This is a genomic window from Micromonospora sp. PLK6-60, from assembly GCF_019890675.1.
Lineage (GTDB): Bacteria > Actinomycetota > Actinomycetes > Mycobacteriales > Micromonosporaceae > Micromonospora.
The window spans coordinates 112652-135411 of record NZ_JAIOAA010000002.1 but is presented as its reverse complement, the minus strand read 5'-3'; the positions used below and the strand labels follow the sequence as shown (position 1 = coordinate 135411).

The 22760-nt window shown below is 74.2% G+C and carries 18 protein-coding genes; 9 read left to right on the top strand and 9 right to left on the bottom strand.

The window, feature by feature from the left end; all coding sequences use genetic code 11:
• Positions 1-6 precede the first annotated feature (6 nt).
• The 8 genes from K7640_RS03595 to ftsY all read right to left on the bottom strand — a co-directional run bounded on the left by K7640_RS03595 (position 7) and on the right by ftsY (position 10420).
• Positions 7-828 (bottom strand): ABC transporter permease, encoded by an 822-nt coding sequence (locus K7640_RS03595; protein WP_222953240.1) that lies wholly within the window; start codon positions 826-828, stop codon positions 7-9.
• The gene (locus tag K7640_RS03590; protein WP_222953239.1) at positions 818-1720 is read right to left on the bottom strand and encodes an ABC transporter ATP-binding protein; all 903 of its coding nucleotides are present in this window, start codon (positions 1718-1720) and stop codon (positions 818-820) included. Before K7640_RS03590 ends, K7640_RS03595 begins: the two co-directional genes overlap by 11 nt.
• A gap of 139 nt (positions 1721-1859) precedes the next feature.
• Entirely contained in the window at positions 1860-3989 is a 2130-nt protein-coding gene (locus K7640_RS30705) for an acyltransferase family protein (RefSeq protein WP_222953238.1), read from the bottom strand.
• 88 nt (positions 3990-4077) lie between these two features.
• On the bottom strand, positions 4078-6381 hold the full coding sequence (locus K7640_RS03580; RefSeq protein WP_222953237.1) for a [protein-PII] uridylyltransferase: 2304 nt from the start codon (positions 6379-6381) through the stop codon (positions 4078-4080).
• A 13-nt stretch (positions 6382-6394) separates the two neighbouring features.
• Positions 6395-6733, bottom strand: a complete 339-nt coding sequence (locus K7640_RS03575) for a P-II family nitrogen regulator (RefSeq protein ID WP_170285500.1) — start codon at positions 6731-6733, stop codon at positions 6395-6397.
• Between the two features lie 24 nt (positions 6734-6757).
• Positions 6758-8134 (bottom strand): ammonium transporter, encoded by a 1377-nt coding sequence (locus tag K7640_RS03570; protein ID WP_222953236.1) that lies wholly within the window; start codon positions 8132-8134, stop codon positions 6758-6760.
• A 231-nt stretch (positions 8135-8365) separates the two neighbouring features.
• On the bottom strand, positions 8366-9229 hold the full coding sequence (locus K7640_RS03565) for an aminoglycoside phosphotransferase family protein (protein ID WP_222953235.1): 864 nt from the start codon (positions 9227-9229) through the stop codon (positions 8366-8368).
• A 6-nt stretch (positions 9230-9235) separates the two neighbouring features.
• Positions 9236-10420, bottom strand: a complete 1185-nt coding sequence (gene ftsY / locus K7640_RS03560; protein ID WP_222953234.1) for a signal recognition particle-docking protein FtsY — start codon at positions 10418-10420, stop codon at positions 9236-9238.
• Between the two features lie 145 nt (positions 10421-10565).
• Here ftsY and K7640_RS03555 point away from each other — a divergent pair, with 145 nt between their 5' ends.
• The 5 genes from K7640_RS03555 to K7640_RS03535 all read left to right on the top strand — a co-directional run bounded on the left by K7640_RS03555 (position 10566) and on the right by K7640_RS03535 (position 16345).
• Complete coding sequence (locus K7640_RS03555; RefSeq protein WP_222953233.1) at positions 10566-12278, top strand: alkaline phosphatase D family protein; 1713 nt, start codon at positions 10566-10568, stop codon at positions 12276-12278.
• A gap of 24 nt (positions 12279-12302) precedes the next feature.
• The gene (locus tag K7640_RS03550) at positions 12303-12746 is read left to right on the top strand and encodes a MarR family transcriptional regulator (protein WP_308042446.1); all 444 of its coding nucleotides are present in this window, start codon (positions 12303-12305) and stop codon (positions 12744-12746) included.
• Positions 12747-13599: 853 nt separating this feature from the next.
• Complete coding sequence (locus K7640_RS03545) at positions 13600-15219, top strand: MDR family MFS transporter (RefSeq protein WP_222953232.1); 1620 nt, start codon at positions 13600-13602, stop codon at positions 15217-15219.
• A 6-nt stretch (positions 15220-15225) separates the two neighbouring features.
• The gene (locus K7640_RS03540) at positions 15226-15717 is read left to right on the top strand and encodes a universal stress protein (RefSeq protein WP_222953231.1); all 492 of its coding nucleotides are present in this window, start codon (positions 15226-15228) and stop codon (positions 15715-15717) included.
• Between the two features lie 97 nt (positions 15718-15814).
• On the top strand, positions 15815-16345 hold the full coding sequence (locus K7640_RS03535; RefSeq protein ID WP_222953230.1) for a DinB family protein: 531 nt from the start codon (positions 15815-15817) through the stop codon (positions 16343-16345).
• On the opposite strand, the gene K7640_RS03530 is transcribed toward K7640_RS03535, so the two are convergent.
• On the bottom strand, positions 16332-17321 hold the full coding sequence (locus K7640_RS03530) for a helix-turn-helix transcriptional regulator (RefSeq protein ID WP_222953229.1): 990 nt from the start codon (positions 17319-17321) through the stop codon (positions 16332-16334). The two genes, K7640_RS03535 and K7640_RS03530, sit on opposite strands and share 14 nt — an antisense overlap.
• Before the next feature lie 77 nt (positions 17322-17398).
• Between K7640_RS03530 and K7640_RS03525 the strand changes: the two genes are divergently transcribed.
• From K7640_RS03525 to K7640_RS03510, 4 genes are all read left to right on the top strand, one after another.
• Positions 17399-18334 (top strand): SMP-30/gluconolactonase/LRE family protein, encoded by a 936-nt coding sequence (locus K7640_RS03525; protein WP_222953228.1) that lies wholly within the window; start codon positions 17399-17401, stop codon positions 18332-18334.
• A gap of 109 nt (positions 18335-18443) precedes the next feature.
• Entirely contained in the window at positions 18444-18827 is a 384-nt protein-coding gene (locus K7640_RS03520; RefSeq protein WP_222953227.1) for a hypothetical protein, read from the top strand.
• Complete coding sequence (locus K7640_RS03515) at positions 18824-21412, top strand: caspase family protein (protein ID WP_222953226.1); 2589 nt, start codon at positions 18824-18826, stop codon at positions 21410-21412. The genes K7640_RS03520 and K7640_RS03515 overlap by 4 nt, the downstream gene beginning before the upstream one ends.
• Complete coding sequence (locus K7640_RS03510; protein WP_222953225.1) at positions 21412-22749, top strand: extracellular solute-binding protein; 1338 nt, start codon at positions 21412-21414, stop codon at positions 22747-22749. Before K7640_RS03515 ends, K7640_RS03510 begins: the two co-directional genes overlap by 1 nt.
• The last annotated feature ends 11 nt before the right edge of the window (positions 22750-22760 follow it).

Here is a 22760-nt window from a genome sequence, read left to right as displayed (position 1 = left end):
CCCGGCTCAGTCGATGTCCCGCCGGCGCAGCAGCGCCGCGCCGACCGCCGCGAAGCCCACCAGGTACGCGGCCACCACCACCGTGGCCTGCCCACCGCCGACGGTGGCGGCGACGCCCGGGGTGTCCCCCGGCGCGCCCAGCGCGGCGGCCAGCGCCCCGGCGTTCGGGCCGGGCAGCCCACGCTGGGCCGTCGCCACCCAGTCGACCAGCGGGGCGGCGATGGCCGCGAGGAGGTTCTGCACGGCGAGCATCCACACCAGGCCCAGCCCGACCGGCAACGCCACCGCCCGCAGCGTGACGGCGAGCACGGCACCGAGCATGGCCCACATCGTCGCGATGAGCCACCCCGCCCCGACGCCGGCCAGCAGGTCGGCCGCCGACGGCCAGCGCACCGGCTGCGCCTCGGCGGACGCGATGAGCGCGCTGGCCACCGCCCCGACGGCGAACACCGCGACCACCACGGCGAGCGCGGCGACGGCCAGGGCGAGCACCTTGCCGGCGTACACCTGGAGCCGGGTCGGTCCCTGGGTCAGCAGCGTCTTCCAGGTGCCCCAGCCGTACTCGCCGCCCACCACGAGCACGCCGAGGATCAGCAGGATCGCGCCCAGGAAGACCGGCAGGCCGCCCAGCGAGTTGCCGACCAGGTGGTCCGGGAGCATCGCGGGCAGCGCCCGGTCCGTGTTCGGGCCGTCGGCGCCACCCGCCACCCCGGCGTACGGGAAGAGGTAGGTGAAGATCAGCGAGAGCGCGAGCGTGATGGCCAGCAGCAGCCAGGCCGCCGGGCGGCGGACCAGCTTGACGAGCTCGGCGCGGAAACTACGCGACATCGGCGGTTCCCCTCTCCACGAGGTCGAAGAAGACCTGTTCCAGGTCCCGTTCCCGGGGCCGCAGCTCGCGCACGGCCAGCCCGGCCCCGACCAACTCGGTGTTCAGCCAGGCCGCCCGGTCCGGCTCGACCGCCAGCTCCAGGCCGCCGTCGACGACCCGTACCCGGTCGGCGCCGACCAGCTCCCGGGCCCGCGCCGCCGCCTCGTCCAGCGGGTCGGCGAGCAGCCGCAGACCGGCGCCGCCGCGCAGCTCGGCGACGCTGCCCTCGGCCACCAGCCGGCCCCGGGCGATCACGCCGACCCGGTCGCAGACCTGCTCGACCTCGCCGAGCAGGTGGCTGGAGACCACCACCGTGCAGCCGGCCGCACCGAGCCGCCGGATCAGCGTCCGCATGTCCGCCATGCCGGCCGGGTCGAGGCCGTTGGTCGGCTCGTCCAGGATCAGCAGGCGCGGGTCCTTCAGCAGCGCGGCCGCCACGCCGAGCCGCTGTTTCATGCCCAACGAGTAGCCGCTGTACCGGTCACCGGCCCGGTCGGCGAGGTCGACCAGGTCGAGCACCAGCGCGACCCGGTCCGCGCCGACCCCGGTGTACCGAGCCAGCACCCGGAGGTTCTCCCGGCCGGACAGGTACGGGTAGAAGGCCGGCCCCTCGATCAACGCGCCGACACCGGCGAGCCGGCCGGCGCCGGGGGTGCGGCCGAACAGCCGTACCGTGCCGGCGCTGGGGCGGACCAGGCCGAGCAGCATGCGCAGCGTGGTGGTCTTGCCGGCACCGTTGGGGCCGAGGAAGCCGTACACCTCGCCGGGTCGTACGGTCAGGTCGAGATCCCGCACGGCGGTCAGTCCGCCGTACCGTTTGCTGAGTCCTTCGGTCTGCACGGGCAGGTTCATGGCCCGAGGATGCCGGCAGCCGACCGGCGGCACGTCGGCCCGGAGGCGGCTCCCGGCGTACGTCAGCGGACGTAGCGCGGGCCGGGGGTGTTGACAGGGGGCCCCGCCGCTACCGAATGCGTTAACAGGGTGCCCTTCCTTACCCTCGGGTCAGCCGGGGCAGGTGGTCGGCCAGCAGCGGGGCCAGCAGGGCGGAGAAGCGCGTCGTCAGGTGCCCGGAGTCGTGATAGACGAGCACGTTGCCGAGGATGACCGGGCACTGCCGTTCGCAGAGCCAGGGCGCCGGGTCGACGACGGTCACGTCGTGCTGCTCCGCCTGCCGCAGCACGGCGGCCCGCAGCTCCGGACGGCGCAGCGCGGTGTCGGTGGGGGTGGCGCAGGCGTCCACCCGGCGCGGGTTCTGCGCCACGCACTCCGGCGCGTCGGCCGCCAGCTTCGGGGTGTCGACCACGGTGACCACCCGATCGGCGGAACGCTGGAGCGCGTCGAAGGTACGCCCCCAGCCCGCGGTCCACCGGGCGACCCACTGCTCCTCGGTCTCGCCCTCCGGGGTGCCGAAGTTGACGTGGGAGGTCGCCACCACCAGCTCCGGACGCAGGTCGCGGACGACCCGCAGCACGTTCGTCCGCCACTGGGCGCACTCCCGGTAGACCCGCTTGAGGGTGCCGTTCCAGACCGGGGTGTCGGCGAGCGAGCAGCCGCCCTTGGTCATCGAGACCAGCTTCCAGCCGTTCTCCTCGGCCAGCGTCTGCAGCGCGGGGAACCAGTGCGCGGCGTGCGAGTCGCCGAGCAGCACCACGGTGGTGTCGGAGGTCAGGTCCCCGTACGCGCAGGGCAGCTTCGGCGCGGTGGGCGCGTCGGCGACGTGGCAGCCGTCGGCGTAGATCTCCGGCCGGGCGTCGGTCGCCTCCGCCAGCCCGGGGCTCAGGTTCGCCGGGAGTTCCCGGGTGTCGGCGGCGTCGTCCAGGAACCGGCCCAGCACCCGCTGCGGGTCGGTCGCGTTGGCCAGCGCCGTGCCGAGGTCCGCGCCGTTGCCGCCGGAGCTCAACGCGGGCGGGACGGCGAGGGTCACGGCGGCCAGCACCGCGGTCAGGCCGGACAGGGCCACCCCCAGGCCGATGCCGCGCACCGGGCGGGTGCGCAGGGAGCGCCGGTGCCGGACCGGGTCCTCCACCAGGCGCAGGGAGAGCGCGGCCAGCGCCAGCGCGCCCGCGCACAGCGCCAGGTTCGCCGGCAGCGACGGGCTGAACCCGGCCGCGACCGGCACGATCACCAGCACCGGCCAGTGCCACAGGTACCAGCCGTACGACTGCTTCCCGATCCACCGCATCGGCCCCCGGCCCAGCAGCGCCGCCGCGCCGAACCGGGGCGTGGCGCAGCCACCGGCGATCACCAGCGCCGTGCCGACCACCGGCAGCAGCGCCGCAGTGCCGGGGAACGGGGTGGACTCGTCGTAGCGCAGCATCGCCGTCACCACCGCGGCCAGCCCCAGCCAGGTCGACGCCGCCGCCAGCCAGCCCGGCAGCCGGGACAGCCGCCCCGCGACCAGCGCCACCATCGCCCCCAGGCCCAGCTCCCAGGCCCGGGTGTGCGCCCCGAAGTAGGCCCACGGCGCACTGCGCTGCGTCTCCGTCACGCTCAGCGCGAACGACCCGACGGTCAGCAGCAGCAACACCACGGCCACCGGCACCAGGCGTACCCGGCCCCGCCGCCGGCCCGCCACCGTCGCCGCCAGGATCAGCAGCGGCCACACCAGGTAGAACTGCTCCTCCACGGCCAGCGACCAGAAGTGCTGGAACGGCGACGGGGTGGCCTCGGCCGCGAAGTAGTCCGTCCCCGTCGACGCCATCCTGATGTTTACCCAGTAGAACGCGCTCGCCAGCCCGTCCCAGGCGTACTCGGCGGAGCGGAGCGGGCTCAGCCACAGCCACGAGCCGGCCAGCGTCGCCACCATCACCACCGACGAGGCCGGCAGCAGCCGTACCGCCCGGCGCGCGTAGAACCGCCGGATCGAGATCCGGCCCGACGACCGCAGCTCGCGCAGCAGCAGCGAGGTGATCAGGAAGCCCGAGATCACGAAGAACACGTCGACGCCGACGAAGCCGCCGGCCAGCCCCGCCACCCCGGCGTGGGCCAGCACCACCGACAGCACGGCCACCGCGCGCAGACCCTCGATGTCGGCCCGGAACGCCGGGGCGGACGGGCGCGCCGCACCCGGCTCGGGGGGCGTGCCGGAGGCGGGCGTGCTGGTCGGGGCCGGTGAGGTCACCCGGCCGATGGTATCCACGAGCGGGCGGTCCGAAACCGGTCGGCCGCGACGGACGGGCCGGCGCACGGCGGCGGGCGGGACGGCACGGTCACCCGGCGGCGGTCAGCACCGCCGCCTCCAGCCGGGCCCGCTCGGGCTCTGCCGGCCAGCCGCCCACCAGGTAAAAGGTGTCCACCACGTCACCGCCGAGGGTGGCGATGCGGGCCGCCCGGACCAGCGCGCCCGCCTCGTCGAGCGCGCAGGCCACCCGGTAGAGCAGGCCGGCCGCGTCGGCCGCGCGCAGCTCCAGCACGACGGCGTCGGTGGCCGCCGCCCGGTGCCAGACCACCCGGGCCGCGGCCCCCGCGCCGCGGGCGGCCAGCGCCCGGCCCCGCAGCCGCTGGTTGACCGAGACGTCACCGGAGACCGCCCGGCGCAGGTCGGCGCTGAGCGCGATCGGGTCGGGCGCCAGGCCGTACCGGGGCTGCACCCGGCACTCGACAAGCGCCCGGCCGTCGACGGTGGCGGCGTCCGCGGAGATGACCTCCAGCCGGTGCAGGGCGAGGCACCCGGCCACCGTCGCGAGCAGGCCGCGCCGGTCCGCCGCGGCCACCGACACCCGGTCCTCGCCCAGGTGTACGGCCGGCAGCGGCCCGGCCACCAGCGCCGGGTCCGGCGCGGGCGGGGCGGGCAGTTCCCCGGTGTCCAGGGCGGTGCGGACCCGGCCGACCAGCTCGGCGATCAGCCGGCCCTTCCAGCCCGACCAGGCGGCCGGCCCGGTGGCGGCGGCGTCGGCCCGGACCAGCGCGTGCAGCAGGTCCAGGGTGGTGGTGTCGGCGACCCGGTCGGCCACCCCGGCGATGGTGACCGGGTCGGTGAGGTCGCGGCGGGTGGCCACGTCGGGCAGCAACAGGTGCAGCCGGACCAGCTTGCCGATCAGGGTCACGTCGGCGTCGCCCAGCCCGATCCGGGTGGCGACCGCCTCCGCCAGCGGCGCGCCGGCGATGCTGTGGTCGGCGGGCTGGTCCGGGCCGGCGCCCGGCAGCCCCTTGCCGATGTCGTGCAGCAGCCCGCCGAGCAGCAGCAGGTCGGGGCGGTCCACGTCGCGGGTGTGCCGGCTGGCCTCGAAGGCGGTCTGCACCAGGTGCCGGTCCAGGGTGAACCGGTGCACCGGGTTGTGCTGGGGCAGGCTGCGGATCCGGGTCCACTCGGGCAGCCAGCCGTCGACCAGGCCGTACCGGTCGCAGGTCTCCCAGGCGGCCACCAGGCCGGGGCCGGCGCCGAGCAGGGTGATCAGCGCGGCCCGGGCCTCGGGCGGCCACGGCGCCGGCAGCGGCGGGCAGTACGCGGCCAGCCACTCGCAGGTGGCGCGGGCGATCGGCAGTCCCGTGGTGGCCGCGGCGGCGGCCACCCGCAGCGAGATGCTCGGGTCGGGGCGGGCGCCGATCGCGGTCCGGGCGAGGACCAGCTCGCCGTCCTGCTCGACGACGTCGCGGGCCACCGGCCGGCGCAGCGGGCGGCCGTCGGCGCCGCGCCGGCCCCGGCCGGACCGGAGCCGGTCGGCGGCCCGCCACGCGTCGTCCAGGGCGTGCGAGACGGTCCGGGCGTCGCCGGCGACCCGGCGCAGCAGGGTGTCCCCGCCGTCCAGCCCGAGCAGGCCGGCCACCCCGTCGCGTTCCTGGGCGAGCAGCCGGTCCACCCGCCGGCCGACCTGCCGGTGCAGCGCGTCGCGGACGTCGAGCAGGCGCCGGTGGGCGGCGTGTACGGCGGGGCGCAGCGCGTCGGTGATCCCGGCGGTGGCGATGGCCCGCAGGATGCCCACGTCGCGCAGCCCGCCGGCGGCTTCCTTCAGGTCGCCCTCCAGCAGGAAGGCCAGCTCGCCGTGGGCCTGCCAGCGGGCGGTGGTGATCTCCCGCAGCGCGGGCAGTTGCCGCAGCGCGGTACGCCGCCAGTGGTCGGTGGCGGTGTGGCTCAGCGAATCGGCCAGGGCGCGGTCGCCGGCCACGTACCGGGCGTCGAGCAGCCCGAGGGCGACCTTGACGTCGTCCTGGGCGACGGAGAGCGCCTCGGCGACCGTGCGCACCGAGTGGTCCAGCCGCAGCCCGGCGTCCCAGATCGGATACCACAGGCGGGGGGCCAGCTCGTCCATCCCGGGCACGCCGGCGTGCAGCAACACCAGGTCCAGGTCGCCGTAGGGGGCGCACTGCCGGCGGCCGAGCCCGCCCACGGCGATCAGCGCGACCCCCGGCGGGAGCGGCAGCAGCCGGCCCAGCCAGCCGTCGAGGACGTCCGCCCGGCGTTGGCGGGCCGCCGCGCCGATCCCGGCGGGCAGCCCGATGACCCCGTCGGCCAGGGGGTCGGCGTCGGCGGATGGGCGGGTGCCGGACGCGTCGCTCCTGGTCGACGGGGTCATCGGTGGTTGCCTCCTAGAGGGCGTCGAGGCCGCGCTCGCCGGTACGGACCCGGACGACCTCCTCCACGCCGGTGACCCAGACCTTGCCGTCGCCGATCTTGCCGGTCCGGGCGGCGGCGACGATGGCGTCGACGATCTTGTCCACGTCCATCTCGTCGGTGAGCACCTCGACCCGGATCTTGGGCAGGAACTCGACCGTGTACTCGGCACCCCGGTAGACCTCGGTGTGCCCCTTCTGCCGGCCGTAGCCCTGGACCTCGCTGACGGTCAGGCCGGCCACGCCGAGGGCGTGCAGGGCCTCCTTCACCGCGTCCAGCTGGTACGGCTTGATGACCGCGGTCACCAGCTTCATGTCCAAACCCTCCATCCCAGGAACTTAACCGGCGACCTTCTCGCTGACCGGCTCGGCGGGCTCCGCCGGGGCCGTCTTGCCCTCTCCCGCCGGGGCGGACGTGCCGATCCCGGCCATCGCGAACGCGCCGCCGGAGCCGCCACCGGCCGCCGGGGACAGGTCGTAGCCGCTCTCCGCGTGCTCGGCGATGTCGATGCCCTCGACCTCCGCCTCGCTGGCGACCCGGAAGCCGATGGTCTTCTCGATCGCCAGGCCCAGCAGGTAGGCCACCCCGAAGGAGTAGACCGTGACGATCAGGGCGCTGAGCGCCTGCACGCCGAGCTGGGTCACGCCGCCGCCGTAGAACAGGCCCTCGTCGCTGACCAGCGAGCTGACCGTGCTGGTGCCGAAGAGGCCGATCCAGAGGCAGCCGATCCAGCCGCCGACGAAGTGCACGCCCACCACGTCGAGCGAGTCGTCGTAGCCGAGCCGGTACTTCAGGCCGACCGCCAGGGCGCAGACCGCGCCGGCGACCAGGCCGAGCAGGACCGCCGCCCAGGGGACGACGAACGCACAGGCCGGGGTGATCGCGACCAGACCGGCGATGGCGCCCGAGGAGGCGCCGACCAGGGTCGGCCGGCCGTCCCGGACCTTCTCCACCACCAGCCAGCCGAGCACGGCGGCGGCCGTGCAGACCTGGGTGTTGAGGAAGGCGATCGCGGTGGTCGAGTCGGCGGTCAGCTCGGAGCCGGCGTTGAAGCCGAACCAGCCGAACCAGAGCAGACCGGCGCCGAGCGCCACCATCGGGACGTTGTGCGGCTTCATCTGCTCGCGTGGCCAGCCGAGCCGCTTGCCGAGCACCAGCACCAGGGCCAGCGCCGCGGCGCCGGCGTTGATGTGCACCGCGGTGCCACCGGCGAAGTCGAGCGCGCCGAGCTTGGCGCCGATGAAGCCGCCACCCCACACCCAGTGGGCGACCGGGAAGTAGACCAGGGTGGCCCAGCCGAAGGCGAACAGCAGCCAGCCGGAGAACTTGGCCCGGTCCGAGATCGCGCCGCTGATCAGCGCGACGGTGATGACCGCGAACATCATCTGGAACGCCATGAACACGTAGAGCGGGATGCCGGTCTCGCCCCACAGGTCGGTCTCGGCCATGAAGGTCTTGGTGCCGAGATACTGGCCCACGTCACCGATGACCGAGCCCTTGTCGTCGCCGAAGGCGACGGAGAAGCCATAGAACAACCAGAGGATGCTGACGAGCCCGATCGAGGAGAAGCTCATCATCATCATGTTGAGAACGCCCTTGGACCGGTTCAGGCCACCGTAGAACAGCGCCAGACCCGGCGTCATGAGCAGCACGATCGCGCTCGATATCAGCAACCAGGCGGTGTTCCCGGTGTCGATCGTCGGTGCTTCAGGCACGCTGGCCTCCTAAAAGGTGAAGGTCCCTCCTTCGCGGCTTCCGGGGCAGCGTCGCCCGTACGCCGGTTGGGCCGAAGCTTTGTCGCCGGCTGTTTCCTTCACCGACACCTCTCGATTTCCGACACGTGACAGGTTGTTTCCGGCGTGTGACGGACCCCGATCATGACAGCGGAATACGAAAAAGGTGGCCGTTCCGGGGAGGAAGCGGCCACCCTTTCGGTCCGGTACGCCTCAGCGCAGCGCGTACTCCAGGTGCTGCCGCTCGTAGTCGAGCAGGCGCAGATCACGCATCGGGCGCCGCAGGTGCCCCTTGTGCACGATCCGGACGAACGCCGGCTCCCCGGCGGCGGCCATCCGGCGGATGCCCTCGACGTGGTCGACGATCCGCTTGCGGATGGTGCGCACCAGCCGGTGCCGGTCCCGGGGGATCAGCCCGTACGCGTCGGCGAACAGCCGCAGCCGGCGCGGCCGGTCCGGGCGCCGCCAGCCGAGGGTGATCGAGTCCCGGTCGGCGAAGACCGGCACCCAGGTCCAGGCGGCGTACGCCACGTCGTAGATCCGGGCGCCGGGCGAGGCGAGGTCGAAGTCGATCAGCCCGAGGGTGCCGTCCGGGCGCCAGATGACGTTGTGCGGGGCCGCGTCGTGGTGGCAGATCACCTCGGTGTCCGGCGGGGGCGGCCCGAACGAGCGCCAGACCGCACCGGGCGGCGGCACGAAACCGTACTGGGCGTCGTGGAACATCCGCAGCATGGTGGCCACGGTCACCAGCGCCTCGTCGGTGACCCAGTGCGGGGCCAGCGGATATTCCCCGCACTCCCCCTCCAGGTACGACAGCACCTCCCGGTTGCGCTCGTCCATGCCGAGCGCCCGGGGCGCGCCGGTGAACCCGACGTACTCCAGGTGGCGCAGCAGCGCGTGCACCGAGGGGGTCCACGGCCCGGCGTTGCGCCGTACCGTGTCGCCCACCCGGACCACGGTGCTCACGTTCCCGCCGTGCAGCGGGATCTCCTGCGACGTCACGTACGGTCTCCCGAGGCGCTGCGACGAGTGGCTGGGGTCGCGCCAACCGAGGTAGGCGCGGTGGTCAGTGCCCACCTACGGTCACGCGCCGGCGGCTTCGGTGCCGAGCAGCGCGTCCACGAACTGGGTGGGCTCGAACGGGGCCAGGTCGTCCGGCCCCTCGCCGAGGCCGACCAGCTTGACCGGGATGCCGAGCTTGCGCTGCACAGCGATCACGATGCCGCCCTTGGCGGTGCCGTCGAGCTTGGTCAGCACCACGCCGGTCACGTTGACCACCTCGGTGAAGACCCGGGCCTGCTCCAGGCCGTTCTGGCCGGTGGTGGCGTCGAGCACCAGCAGCGTCTCGTCGATCGGGCCGTGCTTCTCCACCACCCGCTTGACCTTGCCCAGCTCGTCCATCAGGCCGATCTTGTTCTGCAGCCGGCCGGCGGTGTCGATCAGCACGGTGTCGACCTGACTGTCGATGCCCCGCTTGACGGCGTCGAAGGCGACGCTGGCCGGGTCGGCCCGCTCCGGGCCGCGGACGGTCTCGGCGCCCACCCGGCCGCCCCAGGTCTCCAGCTGGTCGGCGGCGGCGGCGCGGAAGGTGTCGGCCGCGCCGAGCAGCACGGAGTGCCCGTCGGCGATCAGCACCCGGGCGATCTTGCCGCAGGTGGTGGTCTTGCCGGCGCCGTTCACCCCGACCACCATGATCACCCCCGGCATGCCCACCTTCGGGTCGGCGTTCAGCGACCGGTCCAGCGCGGGGTCGAGCGCGTTGACCAGCTCCGCGGCGAGCAGCGCGCGCAGCTCGGTGCCGGAACGGGTGCCCAGCACCCGAGTGCGCTCGCGGAGCCGGTCGACGACCTCGCGGGTGGCGTCGATGCCGACGTCCGCGGTGATCAGGCTGTCCTCGATCTCCTCCCAGGTGTCCTCGTCCAGGTGGTCGCGGCTGAGCAGGCCGAGCAGGCCCTTGCCGAAGACGTTCTGCGACCGGGACAGCCGGGAGCGCAGCCGGACCAGCCGGCCGGCGGTGGGTTCGGGGACCTCGACGGCCGGCGCCGGGGCCTCGACGACCGGCGGCGGCGCGACCAGGACCCCGGTGGACAGGTCGGATTCCGCCGCTTCGACCGGTGGACCGGCGAGGTCCTCCTCGGCGCGGGTGTCGACCTCCGTCTCCGGCAGCGGCGGCTGCGGGCGCCGGCGCAACCGGGGCACCACCAGCCCGATGGCACCGAGAATCAGCACGCCGAGCAGGGCGAGCGCGATGAGGAGGTATTCCGTCATGCCGAAATCCTGTCAGATGCCGACGACGGCGTCCCACTCACCGCCTCGGCACGCGAACAACCTGCGGGTACGCTCACGTTCGGCAGGCGTGCCGCAACCGTCGGCCGGGTAGGAGACCCTAAACGATCTTCGTCGGAGGTGCGTCGTGCCCAGTCCCCGCCTGCTCATCGGCCCCCTGCTGCGCCGGGTGGTGGACACGCGGGCGACCGTCTGGGTGGAGACCAGCGGGCCCGCGGTGGTCACCGTCCGCACGGCCGACGGCGCCACCGGCTCCGCGCCCACCTTCACCGCGTACGACCACCACTACGCGATCGTGGTGGTCGAGGGGCTCACCCCGGACAGCGCCACCAGCTACCAGGTGCTGATCGACGAGGAGCTCGCCTGGCCGGAGCCGGGCGCGGACTTCCCGCCCAGCGTGATCCGGACCCGGGCCGCCGACGACCGGGACCAGCCGGTCCGCCTGCTCTTCGGCTCCTGCCGGGAGACCACCCAGCACTCCACGTCGCGCAAGCTGCCCCCGGACGCGCTGGACGCGTACGCCCGGCGGATGATCGCCGCGCCCGACCAGGCGGACCGGCCCGACCTGCTGGTGCTCCTCGGCGACCAGGTGTACGCCGACGAGACCTCGCCGACCATGCGCAAGTTGCTCAAGCGGCGCCGGCGCCGGCCGAAGGACGCCCCGGCGACCCAGGTGGTCAGCTACGACGAGTACACCAAGCTCTACCTGGAGTCCTGGCGCGACCCGGAGATCCGCTGGCTGCTCTCCACCGTGCCCAGCGTGATGATCTTCGACGACCACGAGGTGATCGACGACTGGAACACCTCGAAGTCGTGGCGGGCCGACATGCGCGAGCAGCCCTGGTGGGCCGAGCGGATCCGCAGCGGGCTCGCCTCCTACTGGGTCTACCAGCACCTGGGCAACCTCTCCCCGGACGAGATCGCCACCGACCCGGTGTACGCCAAGGTGGTCGCCGCCGAGGACGCGACGTCGGTGCTGGAGGAGTTCGGCCAGCGGGTCGACACCGAGGCCGACGTGGCGCACGACACCGAGCGCTGGCGGGCCGTGCAATACCAGTGGAGCTACTCGCTGGACCTGGGCCGGACCCGGCTGGTGATGCTGGACAACCGCTCCAGCCGGGTGCTGGAGCCGGGCGCGCGGGCGATGCTGCCACCGGGCGAGTGGTCCTGGTTCCTGGACCGGGCGCACGGCGTCTACGACCACCTGGTGGTGGGCGCCTCGCTGCCCTGGCTGCTGCCGCCGGGCATCCACCACGTCGAGTCGTGGAACGAGAAGCTGGCCGACTCCGGCCGGCCGTGGGTGGCCCGGCTGGCGGAGCAACTGCGGCGGGCCTGGGACCTGGAGCACTGGGCGTCGTTCCGCCGCTCCTTCGACGCCCTCGGCGAGCTGTTCGTCCGGCTGGGCAGCGGCCGCCCCGGGGAGCCGGGGGCGCGGGTCGGCGCCGGCCCGGCGTACGCGCCGCCCGCGTCGATCAGCATGCTGGGCGGGGACGTGCACCACTCGTACGTGGCCCGGGCCCGGTTCGCCGACCCGGCGGTGCGCACCCCGGTGCACCAGTTGACCTGCTCGCCGATCCACAACCAGGTGCCGGCGGCGATGCGCCCACTGATGACGCTCGGCTGGAACCCGGGTCCGGCGTCGGCCGCCCGGGCCCTCGCGCGCTCCGCCGGGGTGCGCCGGCCCAGCGTGCGGTGGAAGAAGCTGGCCGGACCGTACTTCGGCAACGCGGTGTCCACGCTGACCCACACCGGCCGCACGGCCGAGGTGCTGATCGAGGGGACGGCCAGCGACGGGCGGCTGCGCGAGGTGGCCCGCCGGCGACTGACCCCGGACGGGTGATCCGGGCCACGTACCCTTTCTGCCGTGGACGAGCACCTGCCGGAGACCCTGCGTGCGGTGGAGCACGAGTTGACCGCCCTGCTGCGCCGCGGCCGGGCGCTGTCCTGGGAGATCGCCAGCGAGGTCCATCCCAACCTGGAACCGAACGCGTACGGGTTGCTGCTCTGGCTGCGCCGGGCCGGCTCGGTCCGGCTCACCGACCTGGCCGCCCGGCTCGGCATCGGCAAGGGCACGCTGAGCCGCCAGATCAACCGGCTGGAGCTGCTCGGCCTGGTCCGGCGCGATCCCGACCCCGGCGACCGGCGGGCCTTCCAGCTGAGCCTGACCGAGGAGGGCACCCGGCGGTTCGACGCCGCGCGCGCCTCCCGGCTGGGGCAGATCCGGCGGACGCTGGAGAGCTGGTCGCGGGAGGACATCGACGACTTCGCGCGGCTGCTGCGCCGGTTCAACGACGCCTCCGCGCTCTGAGCCTGGCCGGCCGCCACCTGCCGCACCTCGGGCCCTCCCGCGCGCCGGACACCGCGACATGCCGCATCTCGCGCCCTCCCGCGCGCCGGACACCACGACATGCCGCACCTCGGCCCCGCCCCGCGCCCCGACCGCGACATGCCACACCTCGGGCCATCCCGCGCGCCGGACACCACGACATGCCGCACCTCGGGCCCTCCCGCGTGCCTGGGCGCCCCACGCGGGTGTATGCCGCGCGCCGATACGCCGCACACCGATACGCCGCACAACCGACGCGCCGCACACGCACGCCGCACGCCGCACACCGCACACCGCACACCGCACACCGCGAGGCTCCGCCCACAGCCGGCGGGCGGGCCATCGCCCCGACTGGGTGGGGTGCGTTCCGCGCCCTACCAACTTGATGTCGTAGACGAATCATTCGGTGGCGCGGTCGCGCCCGTTCGCGGCAATGGGCGGGGTCGTTGATTCGTTTGTGAGGTCAAGTTGGTAGGGCGCGGATGAGGTACCGCCGGCTCCGTGCTCGCAGGCGAGGTGCCTCCGGGTCAGCGCGCCCGAAATGGCCGCTTGGGGCGGAGCCGGTCCGACCCTACATACCCCGACACACCGCCCATCGGGCCCGGCACACCGCGCATCGGGCCGCACACCGCCTATCGGGCCGGCCGAACCGACACACTGCCCAACGGACCCGGCACACCGCCCAACGGACCCGGCACACCGCCTATCGGGCCCGGCACCGCCTATCGGGCCCGCCGGAATAGATCTTCACCACGTCAGGTTGTTGCTCCAGGCAACAAAAGCCTACGGTTGCCTGAGGCACCCTTCCCCCCACTCCCCGCGGAGGCAGTCCACGATGACGCAGGCGACCGCGCCCACCCGGGCGACCGCCGTCGACATGACGCACCGGCAAATCCTGGAGGCGCTCTCCGGCCTGCTGCTCGGCATGTTCGTCGCAATTCTCTCCGGCACGGTCGTCTCGAACGCGCTGCCCCGGATCATCACCGAGCTGCAGGGCGGCCAGTCCGCGTACACCTGGGTGGTCACCTCGACGCTGCTGGCGACCACCGCGACCACCCCGATCTGGGGCAAGCTCTCCGACCTGACCAGCAAGAAGATCCTCATCCAGCTGTCCCTCACGATCTTCGTGCTGGGCTCGGTGCTGGCCGGTCTCTCCCAGTCCACCGGGCAGCTGATCGCCTGCCGGGTGGTGCAGGGCGTCGGCGCCGGTGGGCTCACCGCGCTGGCCCAGGTGATCATGGCCACGATGATCGCGCCGCGGGAGCGCGGCCGCTACAGCGGCTACCTCGGCGCGGTGATGGCCGTCGGCACCATCGGCGGCCCGCTGATCGGCGGCGTGATCGTCGACACCTCCTGGCTCGGCTGGCGCTGGTGCTTCTACGTCGGGGTGCCGTTCGCCATCGCCGCCCTGGTCGTGCTCCAGAAGACCCTGCACCTGCCCGTGGTCCGGCGCCAGGTCAAGATCGACTGGTGGGGCGCCACGCTGATCACCGCGGCCGTCTCGCTGCTGCTGATCTGGGTCACCCTGGCCGGCGACAAGTACGACTGGATCTCCTGGCAGAGCGCGGTGCTGGTGGTCGGGGCACTGCTGCTCGGCACGTTCGCCATCCGGGTGGAGCACCGGGCCAGCGAGCCGATGATCCCGCCGCGGCTGTTCCGCAACCGCACCATCACCCTCGCCGTGGTGGCCAGCGTCGCGGTCGGCGTCGGCATGTTCGGCGCCTCGGTCTTCCTCGGCCAGTACTTCCAGATCAGCCGGGGCGAGAGCCCGACCATGTCCGGCCTGATGACGCTGCCGATGATCCTCGGCCTGCTGATCGCCTCCACCGTCGTCGGCCGGATCATCACCAACACCGGCCGCTGGAAGCGTTACCTGGTCACCGGCTCCGCGCTGCTCACCGTCGGCTTCGCCACCATGGGCACGCTGCGCGCGGACACCCCGTACTGGCAGGTCAGCATCTTCATGGCGCTGATCGGCCTGGGGCTCGGCATGACCATGCAGAACCTGGTCCTCGCCGTGCAGAACACGGTCGGCCCGCACGAGCTCGGCGCGGCCAGCTCGGTGGTCGCCTTCTTCCGCAGCCTCGGCGGCGCGATCGGCGTCAGCGCGCTCGGCGCGATCCTCAGCCACAAGGTCCGGGACTACCTCGCCGAAGGGCTGGCCGGACTGGGCATCGACGCGTCCGGCGCCGGCACCGGCGGCACCCTGCCCGACGTGCACACCCTGCCCGCCCCGATCCGGGCCGTGGTGGAGAGCGCGTACGGGCACGGCGCCGGGGACATCTTCCTGGCCGCCGCCCCGTTCGGGCTGATCGCCCTGATCGCGGTCATCTTCATCAAGGAGGTGCCGCTGCGGCTGCGCAACAGCGACCCGATCGCCGACCAGGTAGACCAGGAGTCGACAGTCGCGGCCGGCGGCGGAGCCGCCGTGGTGCGGACCGGCATCCGGGACTGATGCCCGGTGAGCGCCTCCGTCGAGCGTGAGGAGTACGGCCCGGAGGCCCGGCCGCTGCCGTTCGAACGCGGCACGGACGGGCCCCGGGTGGTCCTGGTCGGCGTGGACGGCAGCCGCACCTCGCTGCGGGCCGCCGCCTACGCCGCCGGGCTGGCCCGCCGGCAGGGCGCCGGACTGGTGGTGGTCTTCGTCAGCTCACCGGCCCCGTACGCGGCGATGATGTCCGGCGTGGTGGCCGGGGCGGTGCAGCAGACCCACGACGAACTCGCCGCCGACCTGCGCGCCGAGTGCCGGCGCGGGGCCGAGGAGCTGGCCGTGCCGGTGACGTTCCTGTGCCGGCGCGGGGACGCGTACACCGAACTCTGCGCGGCGGCCGACGAGTCCCGGGCGGACCTGGTGGTGGTCGGCTCCTCCGAGCAGGCCGGCCACCGGCTGGTCGGCTCGGTCGCCACCCGGCTGGTCCGCACCGGCCGTTGGCCGGTCGTCGTGGTTCCCTGAGCGGGAAGGAAGGGCCCCCGGTTAACGCATTCCGTTGTACCGGGGGCCGCGCTTAACAGGTCGCGTCCCGCCCACCCTTGGGGCGAGGATGGCCGGCATGACCTGGAGAGCACCCGAGATCACCCGGACCACCGAGCCGTACGCCGCCGACGAGCGCCCCATGCTGGAGGGCTGGCTCGACTGGCACCGCGACACCCTGCTGCACAAGTGCGCCGGGCTGACCGCCGAGCAGTTGAAGACGCCCAGCGTCGAACCGTCCACGCTGACCCTGCTCGGCCTGGTCCGGCACATGGCCGCCGTGGAGCGCTGGTGGTTCCGCCTCCGCGCCGCCGGCCAGGACGTCCCCGCCCTGTACGAGGACCCCGAGGACCCGGACGCCGACTTCAACGACTACGCCGATGCCGACGCCGAGGCCGACTTCGCCACCTTCACCGCCGAGGTGACCGCCGCCAGGGCGGCCGTGGCGGACCTGCCGCTGGAGCACGTCTTCCCCCGCACCCGCCGCGACGGCAAGGGCGACAAGATGAGCCTGCGCTGGGTCTACCTGCACATGATCGAGGAGTACGCCCGGCACAACGGCCACGCCGACCTGATCCGGGAGCGGATCGACGGGGTCACCGGGGACTGACGCCGACCGGCCGGCCCTCGCGCAGCAACTGCTCGCCGAGCGGGGTCAGCAGGTGCCGCACGGCCGGGCCGGCCCGGTGCGTGGTGATCAGCCCAGCGGCCCGCAGGACGGCCGCGTGCTGGCTCGCCGAGGCGACGGAGACGCCCACCACCTCGGCGAGCCGCGAGGTGCTGGGCGCGTCGACGATCGCGGCCAGCACCGCCGCCCGGGTCCGCCCGAGCAGGTCCGCCAGCGGCTTGCCGGCGGTCAGCTCCCGCCGGCCCGGACGCACCGGGTACGCCAGCACCAGCGGCCCGGCCGGGTCGTCGAGCACGTAGGGCTGCGGCGCGAAGTAGCTGGGCAGCAGGGTGACGCCCCGCCCGCCCGGGACCAGCTCGAGGTCGTCGGCGACCGCGCACCGGTACGACAGCGCGTACCGGTCGCCGGTCGAACTCCAGGTCAGGTACGGGCTCAGATCCCGGAGCACCCGGTCGATGCCGGCGTCGAGCAGGGCGTGTCCGCGTACCGCCCGGTCGGCGCGGACCGTCGCGGTGATCTCCGCCCAGTACGGCGCCACCGCCACCTCGTGGAAGGCCGTCATCGCCGCCCGCAGCCGGGCCCGGGCGCCGGCCTCCCCGGCGGCCAGCGGCGCCAGCCGGTCCGGCAGCGCACCCGATTCCACCAGCGGGCCCAGTTCGGCGGCGAACGCGGCGTCCGGGGAGGCCGCGACCTCGTCCAGCGAGCCGTCCAGGTCGCTGCCGAGGCGGGGCGGGGTGAGCAGGTCCGGGTACCGGTCGGGCACCCGGCACAGGTCCAGGTACGGGCGCATCTGCGGCCGCAGCGCGGCCCGGGTGCGGGCCCGCCACCCGGCCAGGTGCTCCGGCACGTCGGCGCGGAACAGCCGCTGACCGGCCATGCCCAGCTCCAGCAGCACCGCCGGGGCGGACCGCAGGACGGTGCGACTGAGGTCGGCGGCGTTCAGGCGCAGCGTCGTCATGGGCGAACGCTAGCCACCTTTCGGGCCACGCTGAAAGGGGCTTCAGCCGCACCGACGCCGGCCACAATCTGGTGCGCGTGAAGACACTCGTCGCCGCGGCGACGGCGGGCATGACGGCGCTGAGCGTCGCCGTACCCTCGCCGACCGCCGCCAGCAGCCCCCGACCCGACACGTACGTCGTCTCCCAGGAACCGGGCGTGCACCCCGAGGGGGTCACGGTCGCCTCCGACGGCACCATGTACGTCACCAGCGTGGCCACCGGAGCGGTCTACCGGGGCCACACCGGCCGCCCCGACCTGCGCCCCTTCCTGCCCCCGGGCGGCGACGGCCGGACCAGCGCCGCCGGGGTGCACCTGGACCGGCACGGCCGGATCTTCGTCGCCGGCTGGGACACCGGCACCCTCTTCGTACACGCGCCGGACGGCGCGCTGCTGGCCCGCCGGACCGCGGCCGGCGCCGCCCTCAACGACCTCGCCCTCACCGCGACGGCCGGCTACGTCACCGACTCGGCGACCGGCACGGTGTGGCGGGCGGCGCTGACCGACGGACGGATCGGCGAACTCGTCCCCTGGGTCGGTCCGGATGACTTCCCCACCGCCCCGCAGTTCCTCAACGGCATCGCCGTCGACGCGACCGGCCGGATCGCACTGGTGGCCGACCAGGGCACCGAGAAGCTGTTCCGGGTGGACCTGACCGCCCGGACGGTCACCGAGGTGGCGGTGACCGGCGGCCGGCTCGGCGCCGACGGCCTGCTGCTGGAGGGCCACCGGCTGTACGGGGTGGTCAACGCCCCGGACGGGGCGGGCGGCTACCGGTTCACCGTCGACCTGGCCGTGCTCGACCCGCCGCTGCGCGCCGCGCGGGTGGTGCGGCGGTCGCAGCCGGTGGGCACGGACCGGTCGCCGACCACGGTGGCCCGCGACGGCGACCGGTTGCTCTGGGTGAACAGCCAGCTCTTCGCCGCCGACCCGGCGCCGCCGTTCACCGTCACCGAGGTCCCCGGCCTGCGGTGACCGCCAGCCGCGGATCGGGCCGGACGGGGCACGGGGCCCGTCCGGCCCGAACGCCATTGTGTACGGGCTGTTACCGACTGATCGGCGGAGAGCTGCTACGGTGTCGAAGGTGGACACTGTGGGGGCGCAGCTCATCACCATCGATGATGACGAGGAAGCGACCGCGGCGGCCGCCGAGCGGCTGCTCCGGGAGCTCCGGCAGTCTGACGACCTCGCCTCCCTCCGGCGGGCGCCGCGGCCGACGGCGGTACCGGTCGGCGCCCGCTCCGGCGAGCTCCTCGAACTCGGCACCCTGCTCGCCACGCTGGCCGCCCAGCCCGAGGTGGTGGCGGGAGTGCTCGCCGTGGTCGCCGACTGGCAGCGACGGCGGGGCCGCGGCCGGGTCGAGGTGCGGATCGGCGAACACGAGCTGATCCTCGACAACGCCACCGCAGACGAGCAGCGCCGGCTGACGGAGGCCTTCATCGACCGGATCTTTCCGTCTGGCCCATGAGACGCGCGCTGCTCATCGCGAACGAGACCTACGGGGATCCGGCGTTCGCCACCCTCCCGGGCGCCGTCCGCGACGTCGACTCGCTCCGGGAGGTGTTGGAGGATCCGGCGATCGGCGCGTTCGACACGGTGACGGTGCTGCGGGACGTCGGGATCCGGGACATGGGCGCTGCCGTCGCCGACTTCTTCAAGTACAGCGAGCGCGATGACGTCCTGCTCCTGCACATCTCGGCGCACGGGCTGAAGGACGACGACGGCACCCTCTACTTCGCCACCGCCAACTCGTCCTACGAGCCCCACCTCATCCGCGCCACCGCGTTGTCGGCGGCCGACGTCCGGTTCGAGATGGGTCGCAGCCGGGCCCGGCAGATCGTGGTGCTGCTCGACTGCTGCTACAGCGGCGCGTTCGGCGACGAGCGGAGCCGGGCGGCGCTCGACACCGACCTGACCGAGCCCTTCCGTGGCCGTGGACATGTCGTCATCACCGCCTGCACCGGCGTCCAGCTCAGCTACGAACGGGACGGGCAGGGAGTCTTCACCCGGGCGGTCGTCGAGGGGTTGCGTACCGGGGAGGCCGACCTCAACGGCGACGGCGTCATCGATACCGACGAGCTGCACCTGTACGTGGCCGACGCGATCCGCCGGGCCCGGCACCGGCAACGGCCGACGCTCTCGGCGGACCGCAAGGAGGGCGTGATCCGGGTCGCCTGGGCCCCCGGGCGGCCGGTCCCCGTTCCCGGGCCCGACCGCCACCGGCCCGCCCCACGCCGGCGACCCGCCCCGCGCCGCCGGCTCCGACTGGCGCCCGCCGCGCTGGCCACCCGGCTCACCGGGCGCGGCACGCCGTCCCGTCGGGTCGTGCTGCCGGTCCTCGCCGCCTGGCTGCTCCTGGTCGGGGCCGCCGGGGCCGCCGACGCCGACGCCGCCCTCGCCTCGGACTGCTTCCAGCCGGCCGAGGTACGGGTGGCCACCTCCGCCGCCGGCCAGCTGCCCTACCGGGAGGTGGCCGACGCGTACGAGCGCTGGTCCGCGCGACGCAACGGGGGCTGCCCGTCGGCCCGGCTGCACCTGTATCCGGTCGCCGGCGACGAGCTGCGGGCCGGCATCGAGGCCCGCTGGAGCTCGGCCGACGCCGGTCGCCGCTATCTGCAGGATGTCGGGCCGCACCCGGACGTCTGGCTCCCCGAGTCCGGCAGCGACGTGGCGGGGCTGCCCGACACCGGGGTGGTGTCCCACGTCGACCGGATCGCGTCGTCGCCCCTGGTCCTCGGGGTGCCGGCGGGTGGCCTCGGTACCGGCCTGGCGGCCGGCCAGCGGGACATGACGACCAGCTGGCGGGAGCTGTTCCGCCGGGCGGCCGGCACCGAGCCGGGCCGGCCCGCCGCCCGGGGGGTGGTGCGGGCCGACCCCACGTCATCGGTGCCGGCCCGGCTGGCCACCTACGCCCTCTACACCGCCGAGGGCCGGCCGGTACCCGCCTCCACCGCCCGCCAGGACGTCGAGCGGTGGTTGGACCGGACGCTGGACGCCGGGGCGTACCCCATCGGCGACGACATCGCGCTGCTGTGCCGGCAACGGACCCTGGGCGCGACTGCGGCCGACACACCGGCCGTGGTGCTCACCGAGCAGGCGCTGGTCCGCTACAACCAGGGCAAGCCGATCGGCGGCGCGTGCGGTACCCGGCAGGTGCCCCCGGCCGCCGAACTGTTGCAGGCGTTCTATCCCGCGGACTCCCCGGTGCTGACCCTGCCGGTGGTGCGGCTGCACTGGCCGGACCCGGTGCAGGGCGACCGGGTACGCGCGGCGGCCGCCTCGTTCGCCCGCTGGCTGGCCACCGAGGGCGAGGGCAAGCAGGCGCTGCTGCGGGCCGGCCTGCGGCCGTCCGGCCAGCCCGTCGGCGCGCCGATCGACGCCACCAACGGCGCGCTGCCGGACTGGCCGTTCCGCCTGCCCCGGCCGCTGGCGGAGCCACCGGTGCGCGCCCAGGAGCTGATCCGCGCCACCTACCAGGCGGCGCACCGGCCGGGGCGGGTGCTGATCGCGCTGGACGCTTCCGGCTCGATGCGCGAGCCGAGCGAGGACCGGCGCCGGAGCCGCTTCCAGGTGGCCGTGGACGGCGTGGGGCGGTCCCTGGACCGGATGGGGCAGCGCGACGAGTTCGGCCTTGTCACCTTCTCCACCACGGCCGGCAACTCCCGGCAGGTGACCCCGATCGGGCACCCGGACCCCGCCCGGGTCCAGGACGTACGCGCCGCGCTCGGGCGGGTCCGGCCGGCCGGGAACACGCCGCTGCACCGGACGATCAGCGCTGGTGCCGGCCAGCTCCGCGCCGGTGGCGGTGATCCGCTGCGGGCCCTCGTCGTGGTCACGGACGGCCAGGACACCACCGGAGCGTCCGCTCCGGCGGCCGGGACGCTGACCGGGGTACGGCTCTACGTGCTCTCCGTCGCGGGCGGGGCCTGCGCCGGATCCGCGCTGGACCGCCTCGCCCAGGCGACCGGCGGGGACTGTTTCGACACCCGCGCCGACCGGCTCGACGAGGTGCTGACCGGGTTGTTCACCGCCTTGTGGAAGGGAGCGGACTGATGCCAGACACCGTGGAGCCGGCACCCCCCGGGCGCGGCGGCCGGCTGCGCTGGGCGGCCCTCGGGTTCGTCATCGGGCTGCTCCCGGCCACCCTGCTCTTCCTGCTGCCGATCCCGGGTGGCGGCGACCTGGAGCCCGGCGACCTGTTCATCCTCAGCGGTCGCGACGACAGCGTGGGCAGCCAGCGACTCGCGCTCATCGAGTTCTGGAACGCCATGAATCCCGACAACCAGGCCCATCTCGTCGAGTTGCCGGAGGCCGCGGACGGCCAGCACGCCGAGATGGTGAACCAGGCGCAGGAGGGCTCCGAGATCGACATCTTCAACCTCGACGTCATCTGGACCGCCGAGTTCGCCGAGAAGGGTCTGCTGCGCCCGATCGACGAGGCGCGACTGGCCGAGCCTGCGCAGGACGTGTTCCTCAAGAAGCCGCTGCTCACCTGCCGGTACCGCGACCAGCTGTGGGCGCTGCCGTTCAACACCGACGCCGGGCTGCTGTTCTATCGCAAGAGCCTCGGCCTGCGGCCCCCGCCCGACTGGGCGACGATCGAGAATGAGTCGACCCGACTGCTGGCGGCGAAGACGCCCGGCCTCCAGGCCGGCTACACCAGCCAGCTCGGCGACTACGAGGGCCTTACGGTCAACGCGTTGGAGGCGCTCTGGGCCCATGGCGGCGAGCTGCGCGTCGACGACCAGGGCCGGGTCACGGTCGACCGCGCACGATTCACCGCGGCGCTGCGGTCGCTGGCCCCACCCCGCCCGGGCCGGCCGGCCGTCGTGTCACCGGAGGCGCTCAACCAGAACGAGGAGCGGAGCCGGCAGGCGTTCGCGGCCGGCGAGGTCGCCTTCATGCGGAACTGGCCGGTCGCGTACCGGCAGTTGACCCAGACCGACGCGAAAGCCGGGCCGGCCGGCGCGGCGGCGGCGCCGGCCGACTTCGACGTCACGGCGCTGCCCGGGCCGAGCGTGCTGGGCGGGCAGAACCTGGCCCTCTCGGCCCACACCGCCCAGCCGCGGGCCGCCCAGGCGCTCATCGAGTTCCTGACCGGGGAGCAGAGCCAACGGTTGCTGTTCGAGCGGGGCGGTTTCGCCGCCACCCGGGCCGGCATCTACGCGGAGGCGACCGTCCGCCAGGCGTACCCGTACGTCGAGACGCTCCTGACCGTCGTCGAGAACGCGAATCTGCGCCCCGTCTCGCCGCACTACGTGACCTTCAGCACCGTGCTGCGCGGCTACGCGCGGACCGTGCTGGCGGGCGGCGACCTGCCGGCCGACCTCGACGAGCGGCTCACCCAGGCGCTGCGCGGGATCACCCCGACCGAGCCCGCCCACGACTGACAGCCCGGCCG

Coding starts and splice junctions, on each gene's coding strand:
- K7640_RS03595 (WP_222953240.1), bottom strand. CDS start 828: ATGTCGCGTAGTTTCCGCGCCGAGCTCGTCAAGCTGGTCCGCCGCCCG.
- K7640_RS03515 (WP_222953226.1), top strand. CDS start 18,824: ATGAGACGCGCGCTGCTCATCGCGAACGAGACCTACGGGGATCCGGCG.
- K7640_RS03545 (WP_222953232.1), top strand. CDS start 13,600: ATGACGCAGGCGACCGCGCCCACCCGGGCGACCGCCGTCGACATGACG.
- ftsY (WP_222953234.1), bottom strand. CDS start 10,420: ATGACGGAATACCTCCTCATCGCGCTCGCCCTGCTCGGCGTGCTGATT.
- K7640_RS03530 (WP_222953229.1), bottom strand. CDS start 17,321: ATGACGACGCTGCGCCTGAACGCCGCCGACCTCAGTCGCACCGTCCTG.
- K7640_RS03510 (WP_222953225.1), top strand. CDS start 21,412: ATGCCAGACACCGTGGAGCCGGCACCCCCCGGGCGCGGCGGCCGGCTG.
- K7640_RS03580 (WP_222953237.1), bottom strand. CDS start 6,381: ATGACCCCGTCGACCAGGAGCGACGCGTCCGGCACCCGCCCATCCGCC.
- K7640_RS03575 (WP_170285500.1), bottom strand. CDS start 6,733: ATGAAGCTGGTGACCGCGGTCATCAAGCCGTACCAGCTGGACGCGGTG.
- K7640_RS03590 (WP_222953239.1), bottom strand. CDS start 1,720: ATGAACCTGCCCGTGCAGACCGAAGGACTCAGCAAACGGTACGGCGGA.
- K7640_RS03535 (WP_222953230.1), top strand. CDS start 15,815: ATGACCTGGAGAGCACCCGAGATCACCCGGACCACCGAGCCGTACGCC.